17 protein-coding genes are annotated in these 18,503 nt (G+C 72.7%); 7 read left to right on the top strand and 10 right to left on the bottom strand.

Annotated elements, in window-relative coordinates:
* Window positions 1–76: 76 nt before the first annotated feature.
* From ABT123_RS26660 to ABT123_RS26635, 6 genes are all read right to left on the bottom strand, one after another.
* Window positions 77–367, bottom strand: a complete 291-nt coding sequence (locus ABT123_RS26660; protein WP_351319127.1) for a DUF1416 domain-containing protein — start codon at window positions 365–367, stop codon at window positions 77–79.
* 68 nt (window positions 368–435) lie between these two features.
* Entirely contained in the window at window positions 436–1,281 is an 846-nt protein-coding gene (locus ABT123_RS26655) for a sulfurtransferase (protein WP_351319125.1), read from the bottom strand.
* Between the two features lie 198 nt (window positions 1,282–1,479).
* Window positions 1,480–1,548, bottom strand: coding sequence for a putative leader peptide (locus tag ABT123_RS26650; RefSeq protein WP_351319324.1), 69 nt, complete (start codon window positions 1,546–1,548; stop codon window positions 1,480–1,482).
* 233 nt (window positions 1,549–1,781) lie between these two features.
* Window positions 1,782–2,483, bottom strand: a complete 702-nt coding sequence (locus ABT123_RS26645; RefSeq protein ID WP_351319123.1) for an LmeA family phospholipid-binding protein — start codon at window positions 2,481–2,483, stop codon at window positions 1,782–1,784.
* A gap of 49 nt (window positions 2,484–2,532) precedes the next feature.
* On the bottom strand, window positions 2,533–4,206 hold the full coding sequence (locus ABT123_RS26640; protein ID WP_351319121.1) for a hypothetical protein: 1,674 nt from the start codon (window positions 4,204–4,206) through the stop codon (window positions 2,533–2,535).
* 10 nt (window positions 4,207–4,216) lie between these two features.
* Window positions 4,217–4,471 (bottom strand): MoaD/ThiS family protein, encoded by a 255-nt coding sequence (locus ABT123_RS26635; RefSeq protein WP_351319119.1) that lies wholly within the window; start codon window positions 4,469–4,471, stop codon window positions 4,217–4,219.
* Between the two features lie 446 nt (window positions 4,472–4,917).
* On the opposite strand from ABT123_RS26635, the gene ABT123_RS26630 reads away from it, so the two are divergent.
* The 5 genes from ABT123_RS26630 to ABT123_RS26610 all read left to right on the top strand — a co-directional run bounded on the left by ABT123_RS26630 (window position 4,918) and on the right by ABT123_RS26610 (window position 10,492).
* The gene (locus tag ABT123_RS26630) at window positions 4,918–5,721 is read left to right on the top strand and encodes a winged helix-turn-helix transcriptional regulator (RefSeq protein WP_351319117.1); all 804 of its coding nucleotides are present in this window, start codon (window positions 4,918–4,920) and stop codon (window positions 5,719–5,721) included.
* Between the two features lie 24 nt (window positions 5,722–5,745).
* Window positions 5,746–6,768: a LacI family DNA-binding transcriptional regulator gene (locus tag ABT123_RS26625; protein ID WP_351319115.1), complete on the top strand. Its 1,023-nt coding sequence runs from the start codon at window positions 5,746–5,748 to the stop codon at window positions 6,766–6,768.
* Window positions 6,769–7,071: 303 nt separating this feature from the next.
* Window positions 7,072–8,166, top strand: coding sequence for a S1C family serine protease (locus tag ABT123_RS26620; RefSeq protein WP_351319113.1), 1,095 nt, complete (start codon window positions 7,072–7,074; stop codon window positions 8,164–8,166).
* A 140-nt stretch (window positions 8,167–8,306) separates the two neighbouring features.
* On the top strand, window positions 8,307–9,047 hold the full coding sequence (locus ABT123_RS26615) for a response regulator transcription factor (protein WP_351319111.1): 741 nt from the start codon (window positions 8,307–8,309) through the stop codon (window positions 9,045–9,047).
* On the top strand, window positions 9,044–10,492 hold the full coding sequence (locus ABT123_RS26610; RefSeq protein WP_351319109.1) for a sensor histidine kinase: 1,449 nt from the start codon (window positions 9,044–9,046) through the stop codon (window positions 10,490–10,492). Before ABT123_RS26615 ends, ABT123_RS26610 begins: the two co-directional genes overlap by 4 nt.
* On the opposite strand, the gene ABT123_RS26605 is transcribed toward ABT123_RS26610, so the two are convergent.
* Both ABT123_RS26605 and ABT123_RS26600 read right to left on the bottom strand, forming a co-directional pair.
* Entirely contained in the window at window positions 10,466–11,347 is an 882-nt protein-coding gene (locus ABT123_RS26605; RefSeq protein ID WP_351319107.1) for a phosphatidylinositol-specific phospholipase C, read from the bottom strand. The genes ABT123_RS26610 and ABT123_RS26605 overlap by 27 nt on opposite strands.
* A 66-nt stretch (window positions 11,348–11,413) precedes the next feature.
* A complete protein-coding gene (locus ABT123_RS26600; protein ID WP_351319105.1) occupies window positions 11,414–12,025 on the bottom strand; it encodes a TetR/AcrR family transcriptional regulator in 612 nt (203 codons plus the stop codon).
* Between the two features lie 154 nt (window positions 12,026–12,179).
* On the opposite strand from ABT123_RS26600, the gene ABT123_RS26595 reads away from it, so the two are divergent.
* The gene (locus ABT123_RS26595) at window positions 12,180–13,016 is read left to right on the top strand and encodes an alpha/beta fold hydrolase (protein WP_351319103.1); all 837 of its coding nucleotides are present in this window, start codon (window positions 12,180–12,182) and stop codon (window positions 13,014–13,016) included.
* 84 nt (window positions 13,017–13,100) lie between these two features.
* On the opposite strand, the gene ABT123_RS26590 is transcribed toward ABT123_RS26595, so the two are convergent.
* Together ABT123_RS26590 and ABT123_RS26585 are read right to left on the bottom strand one after the other, a co-directional pair.
* The gene (locus ABT123_RS26590) at window positions 13,101–15,263 is read right to left on the bottom strand and encodes an FG-GAP repeat domain-containing protein (protein ID WP_351319101.1); all 2,163 of its coding nucleotides are present in this window, start codon (window positions 15,261–15,263) and stop codon (window positions 13,101–13,103) included.
* A 149-nt stretch (window positions 15,264–15,412) separates the two neighbouring features.
* Entirely contained in the window at window positions 15,413–17,230 is a 1,818-nt protein-coding gene (locus ABT123_RS26585; protein ID WP_351319099.1) for a bifunctional metallophosphatase/5'-nucleotidase, read from the bottom strand.
* A gap of 145 nt (window positions 17,231–17,375) precedes the next feature.
* Here ABT123_RS26585 and mshD point away from each other — a divergent pair, with 145 nt between their 5' ends.
* The gene (mshD, locus tag ABT123_RS26580) at window positions 17,376–18,305 is read left to right on the top strand and encodes a mycothiol synthase (protein ID WP_351319097.1); all 930 of its coding nucleotides are present in this window, start codon (window positions 17,376–17,378) and stop codon (window positions 18,303–18,305) included.
* The last annotated feature ends 198 nt before the right edge of the window (window positions 18,306–18,503 follow it).

Here is an 18,503-nt window from a genome sequence, read left to right as displayed (position 1 = left end):
CCCCCTGGGGGTCCCCCCGGACGGAGTCTGGGGGAGGGTGCGGCCCTTCGGCCGGTCAAGCTGTCGTGATCGTCGTTCAGACGGCGATCGCGACGTCCGTCACGCCGCCGGACTCGGCGACGACCACGGCGCGGTCCGCCTGGCCGCCGGGCACGAGCGCCCGCAGCGTCCAGCTGCCGGTGGCGGCGTAGAAACGGAACTGGCCGGTGGCCGAGGTCGGGACCTCGGCGGTGAACTCACCGGTCGAGTCCAGCAGCCGGACGTAGCCGGTGACGGGCTCGCCGTTCTGGGTCACCTGGCCCTGGATGGCCGTCTCGCCCGGCTTGAGGGTCGAGAGGTCGGGCCCGCCGATCTGTGCTCCACACATGTTCTCTGTCCTGTCCTAGAGAGGTCTTGCCTACCGCAGGGCGTCGCGCGCCCGTGCCGCCCGGGGAATTACTTGTTGGCGCCGAGCTCGATCGGCACGCCGACCAGGGAGCCGTACTCGGTCCAGGAGCCGTCGTAGTTCTTGACGTTCTCCTGGCCCAGCAGCTCGTGCAGCACGAACCAGGTCAGCGCGGAGCGCTCACCGATGCGGCAGTAGGCGATGGTGTCCTTCGCCAGGTCGACCTGCTCCTGCTCGTAGAGGGCCTTGAGCTCGTCGTCCGACTTGAAGGTGCCGTCGTCGTTGGCGTTCTTCGACCACGGGATGTTGCGGGCGCTCGGCACGTGGCCGGGGCGCTGCGACTGCTCCTGCGGGAGGTGGGCCGGGGCGAGCAGCTTGCCGGAGAACTCGTCGGGCGAGCGGACGTCGACCAGGTTCAGGTTGTTGATCGCGGCCACGACGTCGTCGCGGAAGGCGCGGATCGAGGTGTCCTGGGCCTGGGCCTGGTACGCGGTGGCCGGGCGCTTGGGGACCTCGGTGCCGTCGACCAGGTCGCGGGAGTCGAGCTCCCACTTCTTACGGCCGCCGTCGAGGAGCTTGACGTCCTGGTGGCCGTAGAGCTTGAAGTACCAGTAGGCGTAGGACGCGAACCAGTTGTTGTTGCCGCCGTAGAGGACGACGGTGTCGTCGTTGCCGATGCCCTTGGCGGAGAGGAGCTTCTCGAAGCCCTCCTGGTCCACGAAGTCGCGGCGGACCGGGTCCTGGAGGTCCTGCTTCCAGTCGATCCGGACGGCGTTGCGGATGTGGTTCTTGTCGTACGCGGACGTGTCCTCGTCCACCTCGACGACGACGACCTTCGGGTCGTCCAGGTGGGCCTCGACCCAGTCGGCGTCTACGAGGACGTCGCTGCGGCTCATGGTGTTCTCCTCCGGGGCAGTGTGCGGCGGGGCGGTGCGGGTGCGGGTGCGGCGGGTGCTGCGTGCAGGTACGTGATTCCGGGTGCGCTCGTGGTTCCTGCGCGGGGAGGCGTAGGGCGGGAGGCAGCTGCGGTCACGCGGGAAAGGCCGTCGTACGGTCGTACGGCCGACGGGAGCGACGTGGAACGTCGCGCTCGGTCAGCGACAGAGCATGGCGGCGACGCGACACAGGTCTACTGCCCGTCGCTTCGTGAGGTCCGCCTGCATTCGCTTCATGGGCATGGATCGTAGGGACGAATCGGCGGCCCTGTCACCGGTGTGTCATATATCGAGACAGGATCGTCCACATGTCGGGATGCGATGACCCTCGCGCACCCTCCGGAGCCCGGCCCCGGCCAGGCCGGGACCCCGTTCATCTGCGGATCGGACCGAGCCGTCTCAGTATGCGGAAAGTTGCCGTCCGCGGGCGGTATTCACGGGCTTCCCGGTGTTCACGGGGTTCAGCCCGCGAGGTCCACCTTCGTACCGTCCACCGTGAGGTGCACACCCTCCTGGTCGGAGGTGAGCGCCGACAGCTTCAGACCGGCCGGCAGACCGCCGTCCAGCCGCCGGTCGAAGTCGGTCTCGCTGCGGACCAGCTCCTCGATGCCGGGGATCCCCCCGCCGGGCACCTCGTCGGCCCGCACCCGGACCGTGGAGCCGTCGACCAGGGTGATGGTGGAGATCACGCTGCGGGTGATGGAGCGGCCCAGGAGGTCCACCGTGGCGGTCACCTTCACCTTGCCCGGCGACCCGCCGTAGGCGACGGTCGCGCCGCTGGTCGAGGCCTTGGTCAGGTCCTCGTACGTGATCAGCGCCGAGCCGTCGGCCCGCTCCGCGGTGCCGCCCGAGTAGTTGTCGTTCAGCTTCACGTCGTGGAAGCGGGAATCGAGCCGGGAGATCCGCATCCGGCGGCCGTCGGCGGTGGCCTCCATGCCCTTGAGGTGGACGTCGACCCGGTCCAGGCGGTGGCCCATCGCCTGGGTGAGGAACGGGAAGCCGCTGATGTCGACTTCGGCGCCGTCGATCGCGGCGCGGTGGGTCCGCACCTTGTCGGCCATCTTGTCCTCGGCATAGCCGACGGCGATCCGGTCGGCGGCGACCAGCAGGCCGGCGAGCACCAGCCCGATGATCAACAGCACGCGTATGAGACGCAGACGCATGTCCCGTTCCCCCAAGTGAGCTTTCAGACGATCTTCTGTGTACGGACGGCTAGTTCACCACGCGTCCCATGAGATAGATCGCGGGGGCGGCGGCGGCCAGCGGCAGCGCCACTCCGGCGGTCATGTGGACGAACCGGGAGGGGTAGTCGTACGCCGCCACCCGCAGCCCGATCAGCGCGCACACCCCGGCGCCCAGCCCGACCAGGGCCCCGCCGGCGCCGATCGCGGTCAGACCGCCGACCGCGATGCCGGCCCCGGCCGCCGCGGCCAGCGAGACGGCCACGGAAGGGGCGGCCGGCAGCGGCAGCGCGCGGGTGAACACGGCCACCGCGACGGCAGCCGCGCCGACCGTCACGGCGGCGGAATCGGCGGCCAGGTAGCCGGCGCAGACGATGGCGAGGGCGGCGGAGGCTACGGAGGCCATCAGGCCGTACATGCGCTCGTCGGGCTCGGCGTGGCTGCGCAGCTGGAGGACCAGGGTGAGCAGCACCCAGGCGCCGAGCGTGCCGATGATCGCGCCCGGGCGGTACGTCTCGTCGACGGCGAGCACGGCGATGTCCGCCGTGACGGCCCCGGCGAAGGCGAGGGCGATGCCCTGGCGGGCCGGCCACATGCCGTTGAGCCGGAACCAGCCGGCCGCGGTGAGGGCCTGCAGGGCGATGAGCGGCACCAGCAGGGCGAGGTCCGCGATGGCGGCGGCGCCGGCCAGGAGGGCGCCGAGGGCGGCGGTGACGAGGGCGGCCTGCGGGCCGGGGTCGATGATCGGCGACCGCCCCTCGGCGCGGGCCTGCCGCGGGTCCCTTATGCGGGTGGTGCCGGCGAGGGTGGGGCTGGAGTACGCCTCGGGGGAGGCCTCGGCGGCCGGCTGCGCGGGGGCGACCCCGGCGCCCGGGCCCGGGTAGGGCGGGAGGTACGCAGTCTCGGCGGGGTCGGCAGGGCGGGCGTGGCGGGCAGGATCGGCCGGCTCGGCGGCCGGACCCGGGTACGGCGGCAGGTACGCGGTCTCGGCCGGGTCGGCAGGGCGGGCGTGGCGGGCAGGGCCGGCCGGCTCGGCGGCCGGACCCGGGTACGGCGGGAGGTATGCGGTCTCGGCGGGGTCGGCAGGGCGGGCGTGGGCGGCGCGGGCGGCCGGCTCGGCGCTCGGGCCCGGGTACGGCGGGAGGTACGCGGTCTCGGCGGGGTCGGCCGCGGCCGGCGCGGCCGGGCCCGGGTACGGGGGCAGATAGGCCGTCTCCGCCGCGGGCGCTGCCTGCTGCGGCAGCTGTGCGGGTGCCTCGTCCCGGAACCAGCCCTCGGGGGCCACCGGCCCCGGGTCCCAGGCTCCGGCCGGCCCGGGCTGCACCGGGCCGTCGGCCGGGTACGGCTGCGAGGCGTACGGCTGCGGCTCGGGCTGCGCGGGGTACGGCTGGTGGTACGCCTGCTCGGCCACCGGCGGCTGCGGCTGCGGCTGCGGCTCCGCCCAGGAGGGCTGCGCGTGCTGCGCCATCGGGTCCTGCTCCTCCCGGAACCAGTTGTCCGGGGCCGCGAGCGGCTGGCTGCCCTGGCCGGGCACCGCGCCCAGCGAGGGCTGGTAGGTGGTGTCCCAGGTGTCCGTCTGCCAGGTCTGGGTGGCGTACGGATCCTGCGGCAGCGGAGGCTGCGCGTGCTGCTGCGGATACGGCCCGGCCTGCGGGTCCTGGGGATGCTGCGGGTGCTGCTGGTGCTGGTTCTCGGGAGTGCTCATGGGGTGCCGGTCACCCGCCCGCGAACGGCGGCAGGACCTCGACGGTGCCGCCCTCGGTCAGCCGGACGCCGTCATGACTGCGCGTGCCCACCGGCTGCTCGTCCACCAGGAAGGAGCAGCGCTGCAGCACCCGGGTCAGCTCCCCGGGGTGCGCGGAGCGCACCGCGTCGAGCGCCTCTGCCAGTGTTTCCGCCGCGTACGGCTCCTCCGCCGTCCCGGCCGCGGCCTTCGCCGCCGCCCAGTAGCGGATGGTTCCCGCTGCCACTGCAGCTCCTTTCGTCGGCTCCGTACCGTCGGCCTCCATGATGACGCCTCGGGTCGCCCGCCACGGCGTGCCTTTGCGCGCCCCCTGTGCGCCTTCGGATACCGAGTGGGGGTCCACCGATCCGGTGAAACCGGGCATACCCCACACCCGGCCTGCGGCGCGTGGTGGTACGAACCACAGAACTCGTGTGTCAGGCGCCCTCGGCCCGGAATGGCCCGGCGGGCTATTCTGGCGGGGAAGAGGATCCGGGCAACGTAGCCCCCCGGGTCCTTTTGTGCTTTCTGCACGTTGAACACAGTGCGAACAGTGGAATCGATGCGGGCCTCAGGGCGCGGGGTCCGCAACCCGTACAGAGCACGTCCTCGACGGGACCGAGGAGGAACCGACGTGATGGGCCAGCCATTCCTGCACGAACGCACGACCACCCCCGCCGGGAGGTCGTCGCGATGAGCTCCCTGCTGCTGCTGACCAACGCCCTGCAGCCGTCCACCGAGGTGCTGCCCGCCCTCGGACTGCTGCTCCACAGCGTGCGCGTCGCGCCCGCGGAGGGCCCGGCCCTGGTGGACACCCCCGGCGCCGACGTGATCCTCGTCGACGGCCGGCGCGACCTTCCGCAGGTGCGCTCCCTCTGCCAGCTGCTCCGCTCCACCGGGCCGGGCTGCCCGCTGATCCTCGTGGTGACGGAGGGCGGCCTGGCGGCCGTCACCGCCGACTGGGGCATCGACGACGTACTGCTGGACACTGCGGGTCCCGCGGAGGTGGAGGCACGGCTGCGGCTGGCGACCGGGCGGCAGCAGCTCGGCTCGGACGACTCCCCGATGGAGATCCGCAACGGCGACCTGTCGGTCGACGAGGCGACGTACTCGGCGAAGCTCAAGGGCCGGGTGCTGGACCTGACCTTCAAGGAGTTCGAGCTGCTGAAGTACCTGGCGCAGCACCCGGGCCGGGTCTTCACCCGGGCCCAGCTCCTGCAGGAGGTCTGGGGCTACGACTACTTCGGCGGCACCCGGACGGTGGACGTCCACGTACGGCGGCTGCGAGCGAAACTCGGCCCCGAGCACGAGTCGCTGATCGGCACCGTCCGGAACGTCGGCTACCGCTTCGTCACGCCGGAGAAGGTGGAGCGGGCCGCCGAGGAGGCCCGTAAGACAGCCGCGGCGGAGGGATCGGCCGCCGTCCCCCGGATGGCGGACACCGCACTGGACGGGACGGTGGGGGCACAGTCCGCAGGACGCCCTGCCCAGAGGTAGGTCACCCCGCGTAGACTGCCGCGCGTGGCCAAGGTGACGCGGGATGACGTAGCACGACTGGCGGGTACTTCCACCGCCGTCGTTTCGTATGTCATCAACAACGGACCCAGGCCGGTTGCCCCGGCCACGCGCGAGCGTGTCCTCGCCGCGATCAAGGACCTGGGGTACCGGCCCGACCGGGTCGCCCAGGCCATGGCCTCGCGCCGCACGGACCTCATAGGCATGATCGTCCCCGATGCGCGGCAGCCGTTCTTCGCGGAGATGGCGCACGCGGTCGAGCAGGCCGCCGCCGAGCGCGGAAAGATGGTCCTGGTCGGCAACTCCGACTACCGCACCGAGCGCGAGGTCCACTACCTGCGGGCCTTCCTCGGCATGCGGGTCTCCGGACTGATCCTGGTCAGCCAGGGCATGAGCGAGCAGGCGGCCAGCGAGATCGAGGCGTGGGACGCGCGGGTGGTGCTGCTGCACGAGCGCCCGGAGGCGATCGACGACGTCGCGGTGGTGACGGACGACATCGGCGGCGCTCAGCTCGCCACCCGGCACCTGCTGGAGCACGGGCACGCGTACGTCGCCTGTATCGGCGGCATCGAGAACACCCCGTCGGTGGGCGACCCGGTCGCCGACCACGTGGAGGGCTGGCGGCGGGCCATGCTGGAATCCGGCCGGTCCGTCGAGGGCCGGCTGTTCGAGGCCCCGTACAACCGCTACGACGCGTACCGGGTGGCACTGGAGGTCCTGGCGGGCCCGGACCGGCCGCCGGCCATCTTCTGCGCTACGGACGACCAGGCGATCGGGGTGCTGCGGGCGGCGCGGGAGCTCCGTATCGACGTGCCGACGGAGCTGGCGGTGGCGGGCTTCGACGACGTGAAGGAAGCGGCGCTGACCGACCCGCCGCTGACGACGATCGCCTCGGACCGGCCGGCGATGGCGCGGGCCGCGGTGGACCTGGTGCTGGACGATGCGCTGCGGGTGGCGGGCTCGCGCCGCGAACGCCTGAAGCAGTTCCCCTCGGCCCTGGTCATCCGCCGCAGCTGCGGCTGCGCGTAACGCTCCGCGGAGCCGGGCCAATCCGAAGCGGGCCAGGCCCGGCGGCCGGCCGGCCCGCTGCCCAGGGCCCGGCCCGGGGCCCAGGGGCCTGCCCGGGGGCCGGGCCCGCTGCGCGGCGCTTTCCCCCACCCCGCCCCTTCCCGAAACCGGGGCTCCGCCCCGGACCCCGCATTGGGGCTGCGCCCCGGACCCCGGTGGGCCGCGCCCTTCCGCTGACGGCCTTATATGGGGCATACGCGGTTCTGTCGGGCTTCTCAGCCTGCGCTCAGGAAGCTCTCATCATCGGCGGCCAGAGTCGTGGTCATGACCGAGAGCCACCGCCGCGAAGGCGGGTACCCCGAGGAGAACCGCCCGTCCCAGCCCGGCGGCTGGTACCCGCCGCCGCCCGTCGGGCCGCCGCCCGCCGCCCCCGGCTGGCACGAGGCACACCAGCCGCCGGCCGCGCCCGCGGCCCCCGCGCACGCCGCCCGCGCCAAGAAGCCGGTCGCCCTGCTGGCCGCGGTGGCCATCGTCGCCGCGCTGGTCGGCGGCGGCACTGCCGCGGCCGTGCAGCAGCTGACGGGCGGCACCTCCGGCCCCGGCAGCGGCTTCGCCGGCAGCCCCATCTCCCAGTCCTCGAACGGCACCGTCTCGGGCGTCGCCGAACAGGTCAGCCCCTCCGTCGTACGGATCGACACCCGCACCGGAAGCGGCCAGGGCACTGGCTCCGGCTTCATCCTCACCGCCGACGGCGAGATCGCCACCAACAACCACGTGATCAACGGGGCCTCCGAGATCCAGGTGACGACCAGCGACGGCAAGAAGTACAAGGCGAAGACCGTCGGCACCGATCCGGACAAGGATCTGGCGCTGATCAAGCTGGAGGGTGCGAGCGGCCTCAAGCCGGCCAAGCTGGGCGACTCCGGCCGGCTCAAGGTCGGCGAGCAGGTGGTCGCCATCGGCTCCCCCGACCAGCTGACCGGCACCGTCACCAGCGGCATCGTCTCGGCCCTGGACCGCGAGGTGAACGTGCCCAAGTCACAGACCCCGCAGCAGCAGCCGCGAGGCGGCTGGCCGTTCTCCTTCGAGGGGCAGCAGTTCAACGGCAACACCGGCAGCGACACCACCTCGTACAAGGCGATCCAGACCGACGCCGCCCTCAACCCGGGCAACTCGGGCGGCGCGCTGGTCAACCTGAACGGCGAGATCGTGGGGATGCCCTCGGCCATCTACTCGCCGGCCGGCGACAGCTCCAAGGCCGGCAGCGTCGGCCTCGGCTTCGCGATCCCGGTCAACACGATCAAGGCCGACCTGGACTCGCTCCGAGCAGGCGGAGCGGGCGGAGCGGGCACCGGCTCGGACTCGGGCTCGGGCTCGAGCTCCGGCTCCGGGTCGACCGGCTGGGGCACCGGCTTCTAGGCGCCGGGGCGCCCGGGGCCCCGCCCCGCCCCGGTGGCGTGCGACGCTGGAACGGACGACGGCGGCGGCCCCGGACGGCAGCCGCCGCCCCGTCGTACGTCCGCACAGCCGACCGACCACGCCACACACAGGGGGCCACCGTGAATCCCGCCGAAGGCGACCCGCAGCGGGTCCTCATCGTCGACGACGAACCCGCCGTCCGGGAGGCCCTGCGCCGCAGCCTCGCCTTCGAGGGGTACGGCACCGAAACCGCCGTCGACGGCCTCGACGCCCTCGACAAGGCAGCCGCGTACGAACCGGACCTGATCGTGCTCGACATCCAGATGCCCCGCATGGACGGCCTGACCGCCGCCCGCCGGCTGCGCGCCGCCGGTTCGGTCACCCCGGTCCTGATGCTGACCGCCCGCGACACCGTCGGCGACCGCGTCACCGGCCTCGACGCCGGCGCCGACGACTACCTGGTCAAGCCCTTCGAGCTGGACGAGCTCTTCGCCCGGGTCCGCGCCCTGCTGCGGCGCAGCGCCTACGCCGCCCGTACCGCAGCCGCCGCGGAGGCCGCCGAGGACAGCATGGCCTTCGGCGACCTCCGGATGGACCTCGCCACCCGCGAGGTCACCCGCAACGGCCGCCCGGTGGAGCTGACCCGCACCGAGTTCACCCTGCTGGAGATGTTCCTCGCGCACCCCCGCCAGGTCCTGACCCGCGAGCAGATCCTCAAGACCGTCTGGGGCTTCGACTTCGAGCCCAGCTCCAACTCCCTCGACGTGTACGTGATGTACCTGCGCCGGAAGACCGAGGCGGGCGGCGAGCCGCGCCTGGTCCACACCGTGCGCGGGGTGGGCTACGTCCTGCGGGCCGGCGAGAGCGGGACCCCCGAGTGAGCCCGGCGGCCGGAATCCGCGCCAGATTCCGCGCGCTGCCGCTGCGCGGCCGGCTCGCGCTGCTGGTGGCGGTGGCCGTGGCGGTGGCCGTGGCGGCCGTGGCGACCGTCGCCTGGTTCATGGTCCGCACCCAGCTCCGCGACCAGCTCGACGCCTCGCTGCGCTCCACCGACGCCCGGGAGCAGGCCAAGGTGCTCCGGCTGGGCTGCCTGCCCAGCCCGCCGGTCGGGAGCGGCCAGTTCGTCAGCAACCTCAACGCGATCGTGCAGATCAACCTGGCCGACGGCAACCACTGCTGGCTGGACGGCCGGGAGACCCTCCCGGTGACCCGGATCGAGAAGGAGATCGCGAGCGGGGAACGCGGCGCGACGCTGTACGACTCCACGACCGTCGACGGGGACCGGGTGCGGGTCTACAGCCAGCCGGCGCTCGTCGACACCCAGCGGGTGGCCCTCGCCGTGGCCAAGCCGCTGGCCGACATCGACAAGCCGCTCTCCACCCTGGCCTGGGTGCTCCTCCTGGTCAGCGGCATCGGCGCGGTCGGCGCCGGGGCCGCCGGGCTCGTGGTCGCGCGGACCGGCCTGCAGCCCGTCGACGAGCTGACCGGCGCCGTGGAGCACATCGCCCGGACCGAGGACCTGACCGTACGGATCCCCGACGAGGGTGACGACGAGATCGCCCGGCTCTCCCGCTCCTTCAACTCGATGACCGCGGCCCTCGCCTCCTCCCGGGACCGGCAGGCCCAGCTGATCGCCGACGCCGGGCACGAGCTCCGCACCCCGCTGACCTCGCTGCGGACGAACATCGAACTGCTCGCCCGCAGCGAGGAGACCGGCCGGGCCATCCCGCCCCAGGACCGGCGGGAGCTGCTGGCCTCGGTGAAGGCGCAGATGACCGAACTGGCCTCGCTCATCGGGGATCTCCAGGAGCTGTCCCGGCCGGATGCGGCCCTTCCCGGGCCGCTCCAGGTGGTGGCGCTGCACGAGATCGCCGAGACCGCGCTGTCCCGGGCCCGGCTGCGCGGGCCGGAGCTGAGCTTCGGCTCCGAGATCCGGCCCTGGTACGTCCGGGGCGAGGCCGCCGCGCTGGAGCGGGCGGTGATGAACGTGCTCGACAACGCGGTGAAGTTCAGCCCGCCGGGCGGCTCGGTCCAGGTGGCGCTGCGGGCCGGCGAGCTGACCGTACGCGATCACGGTCCGGGGATCCCGGCCGAGGAACTTCCGCATGTGTTCGAGCGGTTCTGGCGTTCGCCCACCGCCCGGGCCCTGCCCGGCAGCGGGCTGGGCCTGTCGATCGTGGACCGTACGGTGCGCCGGGCGGGCGGCACGGCCGAGCTGCGGGCGGCGGCCGACGGCGGTCCGGGCACGGAGGCGGTGCTCCGCATCCCGGGCGCGCCGACTCCGCCGCCCGGGGCTCCCTCAGACGGGGTTGTGCGCGAGCAGTGACTCGATGAACCCGCCGCGGGTGTTGGGGAAGTCCATGGGGACGACCCCGAGACCGGTCCGGCCGGCCATCTCCGCGCCGGCCACGAAGGAGTGGATCTGCGGGTTGAGGCGGTCGGCGTTCCAGCGCGGCGGCATGTAGGCGGACGTGGAGACGTAGTTGACGAACAGCTTGCCGGGCTGCTGGACGGCCTTGCGGAAGTGGCCCTCGATCCGGCCCCGCTTGGCGAAGGGCTCGGCGTTCCAGTCGTCCTGGATGTCGAAGTGCGTGCCGTCGCCGTACCGGATGCCCGGCAGTCCGCCGTTGTCGGCGAGCAGGACCACCTTGCCCCGGGCCTGGCCGAGGGCCGGCAGGGCGGAGCCGATGTGGAAGAGCGGGCGCCAGCCGCGGTGGTCCAGGTAGTCGTCGAAGACGGCCCGGAAGGTCGCGTCGCTCTCGCCCGAGTACTCCTGCTTGACCCGCATCAGGATGGTCTCGGTGGGGTGGGCGGCCAGGAAGTTGGCGCAGGAGACGAGCACGTCGCCGAACATCAGGTGCTGGTAGAAGGACCCGTGGTGGATGGCGAAGGAGCCGCCGGTCACCCGGCAGCGGACGTCCAGGAAGCGGATCCCGGCGTCGAGCTGCGGGCCGATGCCGATGTTCTGGCAGGCCACGTACAGGCCGCCGTGGAGCGCGCCGGAATCGTGAGTGCCCGGGATGGTCATCCGCTGCAGGGCGGTGCCGTCGGGGAGTGCCGCCATCCAGTCCCGGGTGCCGAGGGCCGCCGCGGTCGCCGGGGCGGTGGCCGCCCCGAGCCCGGTGATGGCAGCGCCCGCCGTCAGTGCGCCGACCAGAAAGGTCCGCCTGTCCAGTGCCATGCCCGTGCCCGCCCCTTCGCCGGCTGCCGCGTCAGCCGGATTATGGCGTGCACAGGTCAGAAATAACTACCCATCGGTAGAGCCGAGTTGGGGCCCGGGCCGCCCCGCAGGATCCTCCAGCAGATCGGCCAGCCCGCGCAGCCCGGCGACCAGCTCCCGCCCGTCCGGGGCCTGCTCCGGATCGGTGAGCCACTGCGTCATCACCCCGGTCAGCAGCGCCATCTGCACCGATCCGAGCCCGCGCACATCGGCCTCGGCCACCTCCGCCTCCGGCACCCCGCGCAGCTTGGCCGCGATCTGCCGGCGGCTGGCCCGCTGCCCGGCCGCCAGGATCGCCAGCATCTCCGGCGAGGTCTGTGCGTGCAGGAACCCCTCCACCGAGGCCGTCCAGAGCCAGCGCTGCTCCGAGAAGGAGCGGATCTTACGGGTCCACACGTCGGCGTACCGCTCCTCCGCGCTGTCCCCCACCCCGCTCAGGCTGCCGACCTCCGCACCCCACTCGTCGAGCGCAGCGAACAGCGCCTGGTTGAGCAGCGCCTCGCGGGACCCGAAGTGGTAGCCGATGGCAGCACTGCTGACGCCGGCCGCGGCGGCGATGTCCCGGACGGTCGTCCGCAGATACCCCTTCTCCTCCAGGCAGCGACGCGCCCCGGCCAGCAGATCCTCGCGATTTCCCATGCGGGGATCGTATGCCCCACCCCACAGATCCATACGGCCGTATAGATCGGCCGATCTATACGGCAGTCTTGTGCAAGCGAGCAAGATCTCCTACGGTGAAGGAAGAGCCGCCGAGGCACTCCGCCCGTCGGCCGACCGAGGGGAGATCACCGTCATGACCGGTACCGACCAGGTCCGCGACGCGGCCGTCGCGGCAGCCGCCGCCTCCGCCCACCTCCGCCACACCCTCACCATCGACGGCCGCGCCCTCTCCTACCTGGACTTCGGCGGCGCCGGCCGCCCGCTGCTCGCCCTCCACGGCGGCCTCTCCGAAGGCCTGCTCTACGCCGACCTCGCCGCCCGGCTCGGCGACGGATGGCGGGTCATCGCCCCCGACCAGCGCGGCCACGGCGAATCCGACCGGGCCACCGCCTACGACCGGGCCGGCTACCTCGCCGACCTCGTGGCCCTGCTCGAATACCTCGGCTTCAGCCCGCTCCCGGTCATCGGGCACTCCCTCGGCGGCCTCAACGCCTTCCACCTCGCCGCCGAGCGCCCCGACCTGGTCTCCGCCCTGGTGGTCATCGACTCCGGGGTCGTCTTCCCGGAGGACGCGCCGAACCCGGTGGGCTTCCTCGCCGGCGTCCCCTACACGGCCCCCACCCGGGAGGAGCTCATCACCGCCTGCGGCACCTGGGGCCCGGTGGTCGCCCCGGCACTGCGCCCGCTGCCCGGGGACACCGGCTGGCGGCTGCCGTTCCACCCGCAGGACACCCTGGACACCGTCGAAGCGGCCCGCGGCGACCACTGGCAGACCTGGCTGGGCAGCTCCTGCCCGGCCCTCCTCGTCCACGGCCGGCGGAGCGAGGCCCTCCCCCAGGAGCTGGCCGACGCGATGACGGCCGCGCGCCCGAAGACCTCGTACGCCGGTCTCGACACCGGCCATGTGGTCCCGGTCGAGGATCCGGCGGGCCTGGCCGCGGCGGTCGGCGACTTCCTGAAGACCCTCTGAGACGCGCCGAAAACGCGCCGAAACACAGAAAGTCCCCCACCCTCCCGGCCAGGGAAGGTGGGGGACTCCAGGTGGTGGCAGAGATCAGCCGAGGGACGCCCAGGCCTGCCAGAGGGCAGCCGCCTGCAGGGTGTCGACCCGGTTGGCGAAGCCGCCGGTGCCGTTCCCCGCGTTCAGCCAGACCCGGTTGGAGGTGTCCAGGGAGACCAGGTCCTGCTTGCCGTCGCCGTTGACGTCCCCGGCGCCGATGACCTCCTTGTAGGAGGTCCCCCAGTCCTTGAAGACCAGCACCCGGTCCTTGAGCTTGCCCGTGCCCGTGCCGTTCAGCCGCCAGAGCTCGTTCGACGTGTCGATGGCGAGGACGTCGCCGATGCCGTCGCCGTTGAGGTCGCCCGCGCCGATCAGCCGCTTGTAGCCGGTCAGACCGGAGGCAATCTTCACCCGGGCCTTGAAGCCCGACGCGCCGTCGTGCGCGTACAGGTAGAGGTCGCCGGACGCGGCGTCGCGGGCCAGGAAGTCCGGCCGCTTGTCGCCGGTGAGGTCCCCGGAGGAGATCAGGACGTCGTACTTGCGCCAGTCGGTGGCCAGCCGCTTGTACGCCGAGTCGGGCCTCGGCACACCGCCGCAGACGGGCGTGTAGAGGCGGGCCTCGCCGGTGGCCAGCCGCACGATCAGGTCGTTGCAGCGGTCCCCGTCGAAGTCGCCGAACGGAACGACCCGGGTGCCGTCCGGCCAGGTCCCCACCTGGTAGGTGCGCGGCGCGTTCGCCGCGTCCTGGGTGACCAGGTTCATGGCACCGCTCTTGGCCAGGCCCAGGATGTCCGCCCGGGTGTCGTCGGCGTAGTCGTGCCACTTCGGCAGCGCCCGGGCGCCCGTGGTCGCGGTGTACGCCGAAGCCGCCCCGCCGGCCTCCACGGCCCGCGCGGTCTCCGTCCACACGGCCACCGGGGCGCCCTTGGCGTCGGTGGTCACCCGGCCCGCGCTGTCCGTGGACGCGGCCATGGTGTTGAGAGTGCGGGGCTTGGAGGCGGTGCCACGTCCCAGGGTCCGTGTGACGAGGTCCTGGCGGACGAGCTTGCTGCTCTCGTAGCGCTTCTCCGCGTAGGTGACGACCACCTGACCGGTGGCGGCCGACCGTACGGCGCTCAGCGAGTCCGCCACCGCGTTCTGGGTGAGGACCAGGGGAGCGGACCAGGCACCGCCGGAGGCGGCCAGGGTCGAGACCGCCAGGGTCCCGGAGGACATCCAGCCCACGGCGGTGACCTCCCCGCCCGGAGCGGTCAGCAGTTCCGCCGCCCCGATGCCGACGGCCTGCACCGCGCCCCAGTCGCCGCCGGCCGGCTTGCGGGAGTAGCCACCGTGGCCGGAGAGCAGCTGGAACCCGCCCTGCGGGTGGGCCGTGAGGGTGACCTTCGAGGGCTTGTCGCCGAGTTGGGCGGCGAGATCGCGCGGAGCGCTCCACGCGCCGGCGCCGGCGGGCTTGTCCAGCGCCTTGAAGTGCCACTGGTAGGCGGTCTCGTCGGGGTCGACCCCGTCGCCCGTGTAGTGGCTGTTGCCGCCCCAGAGCAGCGCCGTGGCGCCGTCGGCGGCCACCGCGACCCGCAGCTCGGTGAGCCGGTAGTCGTAGACGTTGTCGGGCCGGACGATCGGCTCCGGCAGCCGGTCGAGCTGCACCGGGGCCGTCCAGGCGCCCTGCGGGGCGGACCGCTCGACGACGGTCAGCCGGCGGTCCGCGTCCATCCACGCGAGGACCTGACGGCCCGCCGCATTGCCCGCGAAGGTCAGGCCGCCGCCGATCGTGGTCGTGACGACCTCCGTGGCGGCACCGAAGGCGGTGGCGCCGGCGGCCAGCCGGGCCAGCTTCACCGTCGACTGCCCGCTCCCGGCCGCGGCCGGCTCCGACCACAGCAGGGTCAGCGCGCCGTCGTCCGTGCGGTGGAGCTGCCCGGGGGCCACTCCCGCCGCCTGCTGCCAGGTGCCGGCGCCCGCCGGACGGATCCGGACCACGGTCTGGCCACCCTGCCGGAAGACGCCGACGGCGGTGCCGTCGGAGGTCGACTTCAGGTCCAGGACGGCGGTGACCCCGGCCAGCGGCGCGGGCGCCCCCCACGGGCCCAGGCCGACCGGGACGGCGGCGGCAGCGGCAGGGGCGGCCCCCGGCACGGCGCCGGCGCCGGGAACGGCGACCGCGAGGGCGAGCACGGAAAGGAGCGCACCGCCGAGGAGCGTGCGGGACTGCTTGGTCATACGGGGTGCCCCCCCCGGGCTGAAAAAATCGAAAACCAGACAAGTGAGCGCAGCGTATATCAGCCACAGCCGAGCCAGGACCGGACGCCGAAGGGGCGGCAGACCAACCGGTCTGCCGCCCCTTGGAAACGCTTATCTGCAGGTCCGCCCTACTTGATGACGGTGATCCGACCGGCCGCCGGCGGCGCGATCGGGTTCGTCTCCGAGGAGTGCTTGCCCAGGTAGGTGTTGAAGACGTCCAGGTCGGACGCGCCCACCAGCTTGTTCTTGTGCTCCTTCAGGACGGTGAAGCCGTCACCGCCGCCCGCCAGGAACTCGTTCATCGCCACCCGGTAGGTCTTCGCCGGGTCGATCGCCTGGCCGTTCAGCTTCACCGAGTCGACCACGATCCGGTCCGCGCCGGCCTTCGTCGTGTCGAGGGTGTAGGTGAAGCCCTTCGAGACCTGGAGGATCTTCGGGTTGACCCCGTTCACCGGGCCGCTGACCTGCTGCTGAAGCGTGGTGATCAGCTGGGCGCCGGTCAGGTCGACCACGTTCATCATGTTGGTGAACGGCTGCACCGTGAAGGCCTCGCCGTAGGTCACCACGCCGTCGCCCTCGGCCCCGGCCGCCTTGTACGCCAGGTCCGAGCGGATGCCGCCCGGGTTCATCAGGGCCAGCTGCGCGCCGCCCTTGTCGGCCGGGGCGAGCGCCTCCAGCTGCGCGTCGGCGATCAGGCTGCCGAGCGGCTTCTCGTACTCCGCCGAGCCGCGGCCCTGGATGTCCGCCGAGATGAAGCCCTGCGGACGGTTCGCGATCGGCGCGGCCAGCGCGTTCCAGCGGCCGATCAGCTCGGTCATGTCCGGAGCCTTGGGCTGGTCCCGGTGCACCACGTGGTTGGCCGCCACCGGCGACTTGACCGCCGTACGGACGACGTCCTTGGTCTTGCGGTCGTAGGTCAGCGTGGTCTCGGTGTACAGCCGGCCGATGGAGGCGGCCGAGGTGACCGTACGCGGGTTGCCCGCCGGGTCCGGGATGTTGCAGGCGTACGCCTGGTGGGTGTGGCCGGTCACCAGCGCGTCGACCTTCGGGTCCACATTCTTGGCGATGTCGACGATGGCACCGGAGACGCCGGCGCCCGCACCCGGGACGTTGCAGTCGTAGTTGTACGCGCCGCTGGCGGGCAGGCCGCCCTCGTGGATCAGCGCGACGATCGACTTGACGCCCTGCCGGTTCAGTTCGGCGGCGTACTTGTTGATCGTCTCGACCTCGTCACCGAACTTGAGGCCCTTGACGCCCTCGGCGGTGACCACGTCCGGGGTGCCCTCGAGGGTCACACCGATGAAGCCGATCTTCACGTCCCCCTTCTTCCACACGAAGGTGGGCGAAAGGAGCGGACGCTTGGTCTTGTCGTCCGTGACGTTGGCGGCAAGGTACTTGAAGGAGGACCCCTCGAAGGTCTTCCCGAACTCGTAGCAGCCCTCGACGGGGTGGCAGCCGCCGTACTGCATGCGGCGCAGCTCGTTGCGGCCCTCGTCGAACTCGTGGTTGCCGACGCTGGTGACGTCGAGGCCCATCTTGTTCATGGCCTCGATGGACGGCTCGTCGTGGAAGAGCCCGGACAGCATCGGGCTGCCACCGATCATGTCACCGGCAGCAGCGGTGACGGTGTACTGCTTGCCCTTGCGGGCCTCACGCAGGCTGGTCGCCAGGTACTCGACGCCACCGGCGGGTATCGCCTTGGTGGTTCCGTCGGCCTGACGCTCGGTCACGGTGCCGGAGGACCCCTGCGGGGGCTCCAGGGTGCCGTGGAGGTCATTGAAGGACAGCAGCTGCACGTCGACCGTACGGCTGCTGTCCTGACCGCCACCACTGGCGGCACCGGCCGGCAGTGCGGCGGCGACCAGTGAGCCGGCCCCGGCCGAGACGGCGAGGACGGCAATGGCCAACCGGCGGGCTCGGCGGCGCCGTTGTGGTGTCGCTGACATCAGTTCCCCTTTGCGGACAGCGAAACGACATGGGAGGTGCCCGAGCCTATGGTCAACGCGCGTAGCGCGACAGGGGGTAGCGGGTTGCGAGCTGGTTACGCGCAGGTTCGGACGGGCGGCCCGGCCACGGTCGTAGGCTCGTGGCATGACTGACGCAGCAGCGGCCGTGGAGCCGGGACGGCAGATTGTGACGCTCGACGAACTGACGGAGGAGCAGGCCGAAGCGGTACTCGGCCTGATCGAGGATGCGGCGCGCACGGACGGCACCACCGCGGTCTCGGAACAGGGCCGGCTCCAGCTCCGCGGCGGGCGCCGCCCCGGCATCCGGCACCTGCTCCTCACCGAGGGCGGCCGGCTGGCCGGGTACGCGCAACTGGAGGACACCGACCCGGTGGAGGCGCCGGCGGCGGAACTCGTCGTCCATCCGGCGCTGCGGGGGCGCGGGCACGGCCGGGCCCTCGGCTCGGCGCTGCTGGCGGAGACCGGCAAGCGGATCCGGGTGTGGGCACACGGCGGCAAGTCCGCCGCGCGCCACCTCGCCCAGGTCCTCGGGCTGACCCTGTTCCGCGAGCTGCGCCAGCTCCGCCGCCCGCTGGGCCCGGACGCCACGGCCCTCCCCATCCCCTCCCTCCCCCCGGGCGTCACGATCCGCACTTTCATCCCGGGCGCGGACGACGCGGCCTGGCTCGCGGCCAACGCGGCGGCCTTCGCCCACCACCCCGAGCAGGGCGCCCTGACCCAGCGCGACCTGGACGACCGGATGGCGCAGCCGTGGTTCGACCCGGAGGGCTTCTTCCTCGCCGAACGCGAGGGCGAGCTGGTCGGCTTCCACTGGACGAAGATCCACGCGGCGGACCGGCTGGGCGAGGTGTACGTGCTCGGCGTCCTCCCGGGCGCCCAGGGCGGCGGCCTGGGCAAGGCCCTGACCGCCATCGGCCTCCGCCACCTGGCGGCGGCGGGCCTGCCGACGGCGATGCTGTACGTGGACGCGGACAACCCGTCGGCACTCGCGGTATACGAGGGCCTGGGCTTCACCACCCACGAGGTCGACCTGATGTACCGCACAGAAAGCTGACCACCGGCCTGGCCGGCCGATGCACGCAGCCTGGGCCGGGCACGCTTCGGGGTCCGGGGCGGAGCCCCAGGCCGGGGGCGCCGGGCGGAGCCCGGCTACGGGGTCCGGGGCGTGCAGTACGGCGTGCGCGCTGACAGCGGCCTGATCGACTACGACGCGGTGCGCGAGCAGGCCCTCGCCGAGCGCCCGAAGATCATC

The sequence above is a fragment of the Streptomyces sp. NPDC002054 genome, from assembly GCF_040296685.1.
Lineage (GTDB): Bacteria > Actinomycetota > Actinomycetes > Streptomycetales > Streptomycetaceae > Streptomyces.
The sequence above is the reverse complement of the archived record's forward strand: the minus strand, read 5'-3'. Positions and strand labels throughout refer to the sequence as shown.

What these genes read in the sequence shown, in the direction of transcription:
- ABT123_RS26660 (WP_351319127.1), bottom strand. Translation starts at nt 367, where the DNA reads ATGTGTGGAGCACAGATCGGCGGGCCCGACCTCTCGACCCTCAAGCCG.
- ABT123_RS26655 (WP_351319125.1), bottom strand. Translation starts at nt 1,281, where the DNA reads ATGAGCCGCAGCGACGTCCTCGTAGACGCCGACTGGGTCGAGGCCCAC.
- ABT123_RS26645 (WP_351319123.1), bottom strand. Translation starts at nt 2,483, where the DNA reads ATGCGTCTGCGTCTCATACGCGTGCTGTTGATCATCGGGCTGGTGCTC.
- ABT123_RS26640 (WP_351319121.1), bottom strand. Translation starts at nt 4,206, where the DNA reads ATGAGCACTCCCGAGAACCAGCACCAGCAGCACCCGCAGCATCCCCAG.
- ABT123_RS26630 (WP_351319117.1), top strand. Translation starts at nt 4,918, where the DNA reads ATGAGCTCCCTGCTGCTGCTGACCAACGCCCTGCAGCCGTCCACCGAG.
- ABT123_RS26620 (WP_351319113.1), top strand. Translation starts at nt 7,072, where the DNA reads ATGACCGAGAGCCACCGCCGCGAAGGCGGGTACCCCGAGGAGAACCGC.
- ABT123_RS26605 (WP_351319107.1), bottom strand. Translation starts at nt 11,347, where the DNA reads ATGGCACTGGACAGGCGGACCTTTCTGGTCGGCGCACTGACGGCGGGC.
- ABT123_RS26600 (WP_351319105.1), bottom strand. Translation starts at nt 12,025, where the DNA reads ATGGGAAATCGCGAGGATCTGCTGGCCGGGGCGCGTCGCTGCCTGGAG.
- ABT123_RS26595 (WP_351319103.1), top strand. Translation starts at nt 12,180, where the DNA reads ATGACCGGTACCGACCAGGTCCGCGACGCGGCCGTCGCGGCAGCCGCC.
- ABT123_RS26590 (WP_351319101.1), bottom strand. Translation starts at nt 15,263, where the DNA reads ATGACCAAGCAGTCCCGCACGCTCCTCGGCGGTGCGCTCCTTTCCGTG.
- ABT123_RS26585 (WP_351319099.1), bottom strand. Translation starts at nt 17,230, where the DNA reads ATGTCAGCGACACCACAACGGCGCCGCCGAGCCCGCCGGTTGGCCATT.
- mshD (WP_351319097.1), top strand. Translation starts at nt 17,376, where the DNA reads ATGACTGACGCAGCAGCGGCCGTGGAGCCGGGACGGCAGATTGTGACG.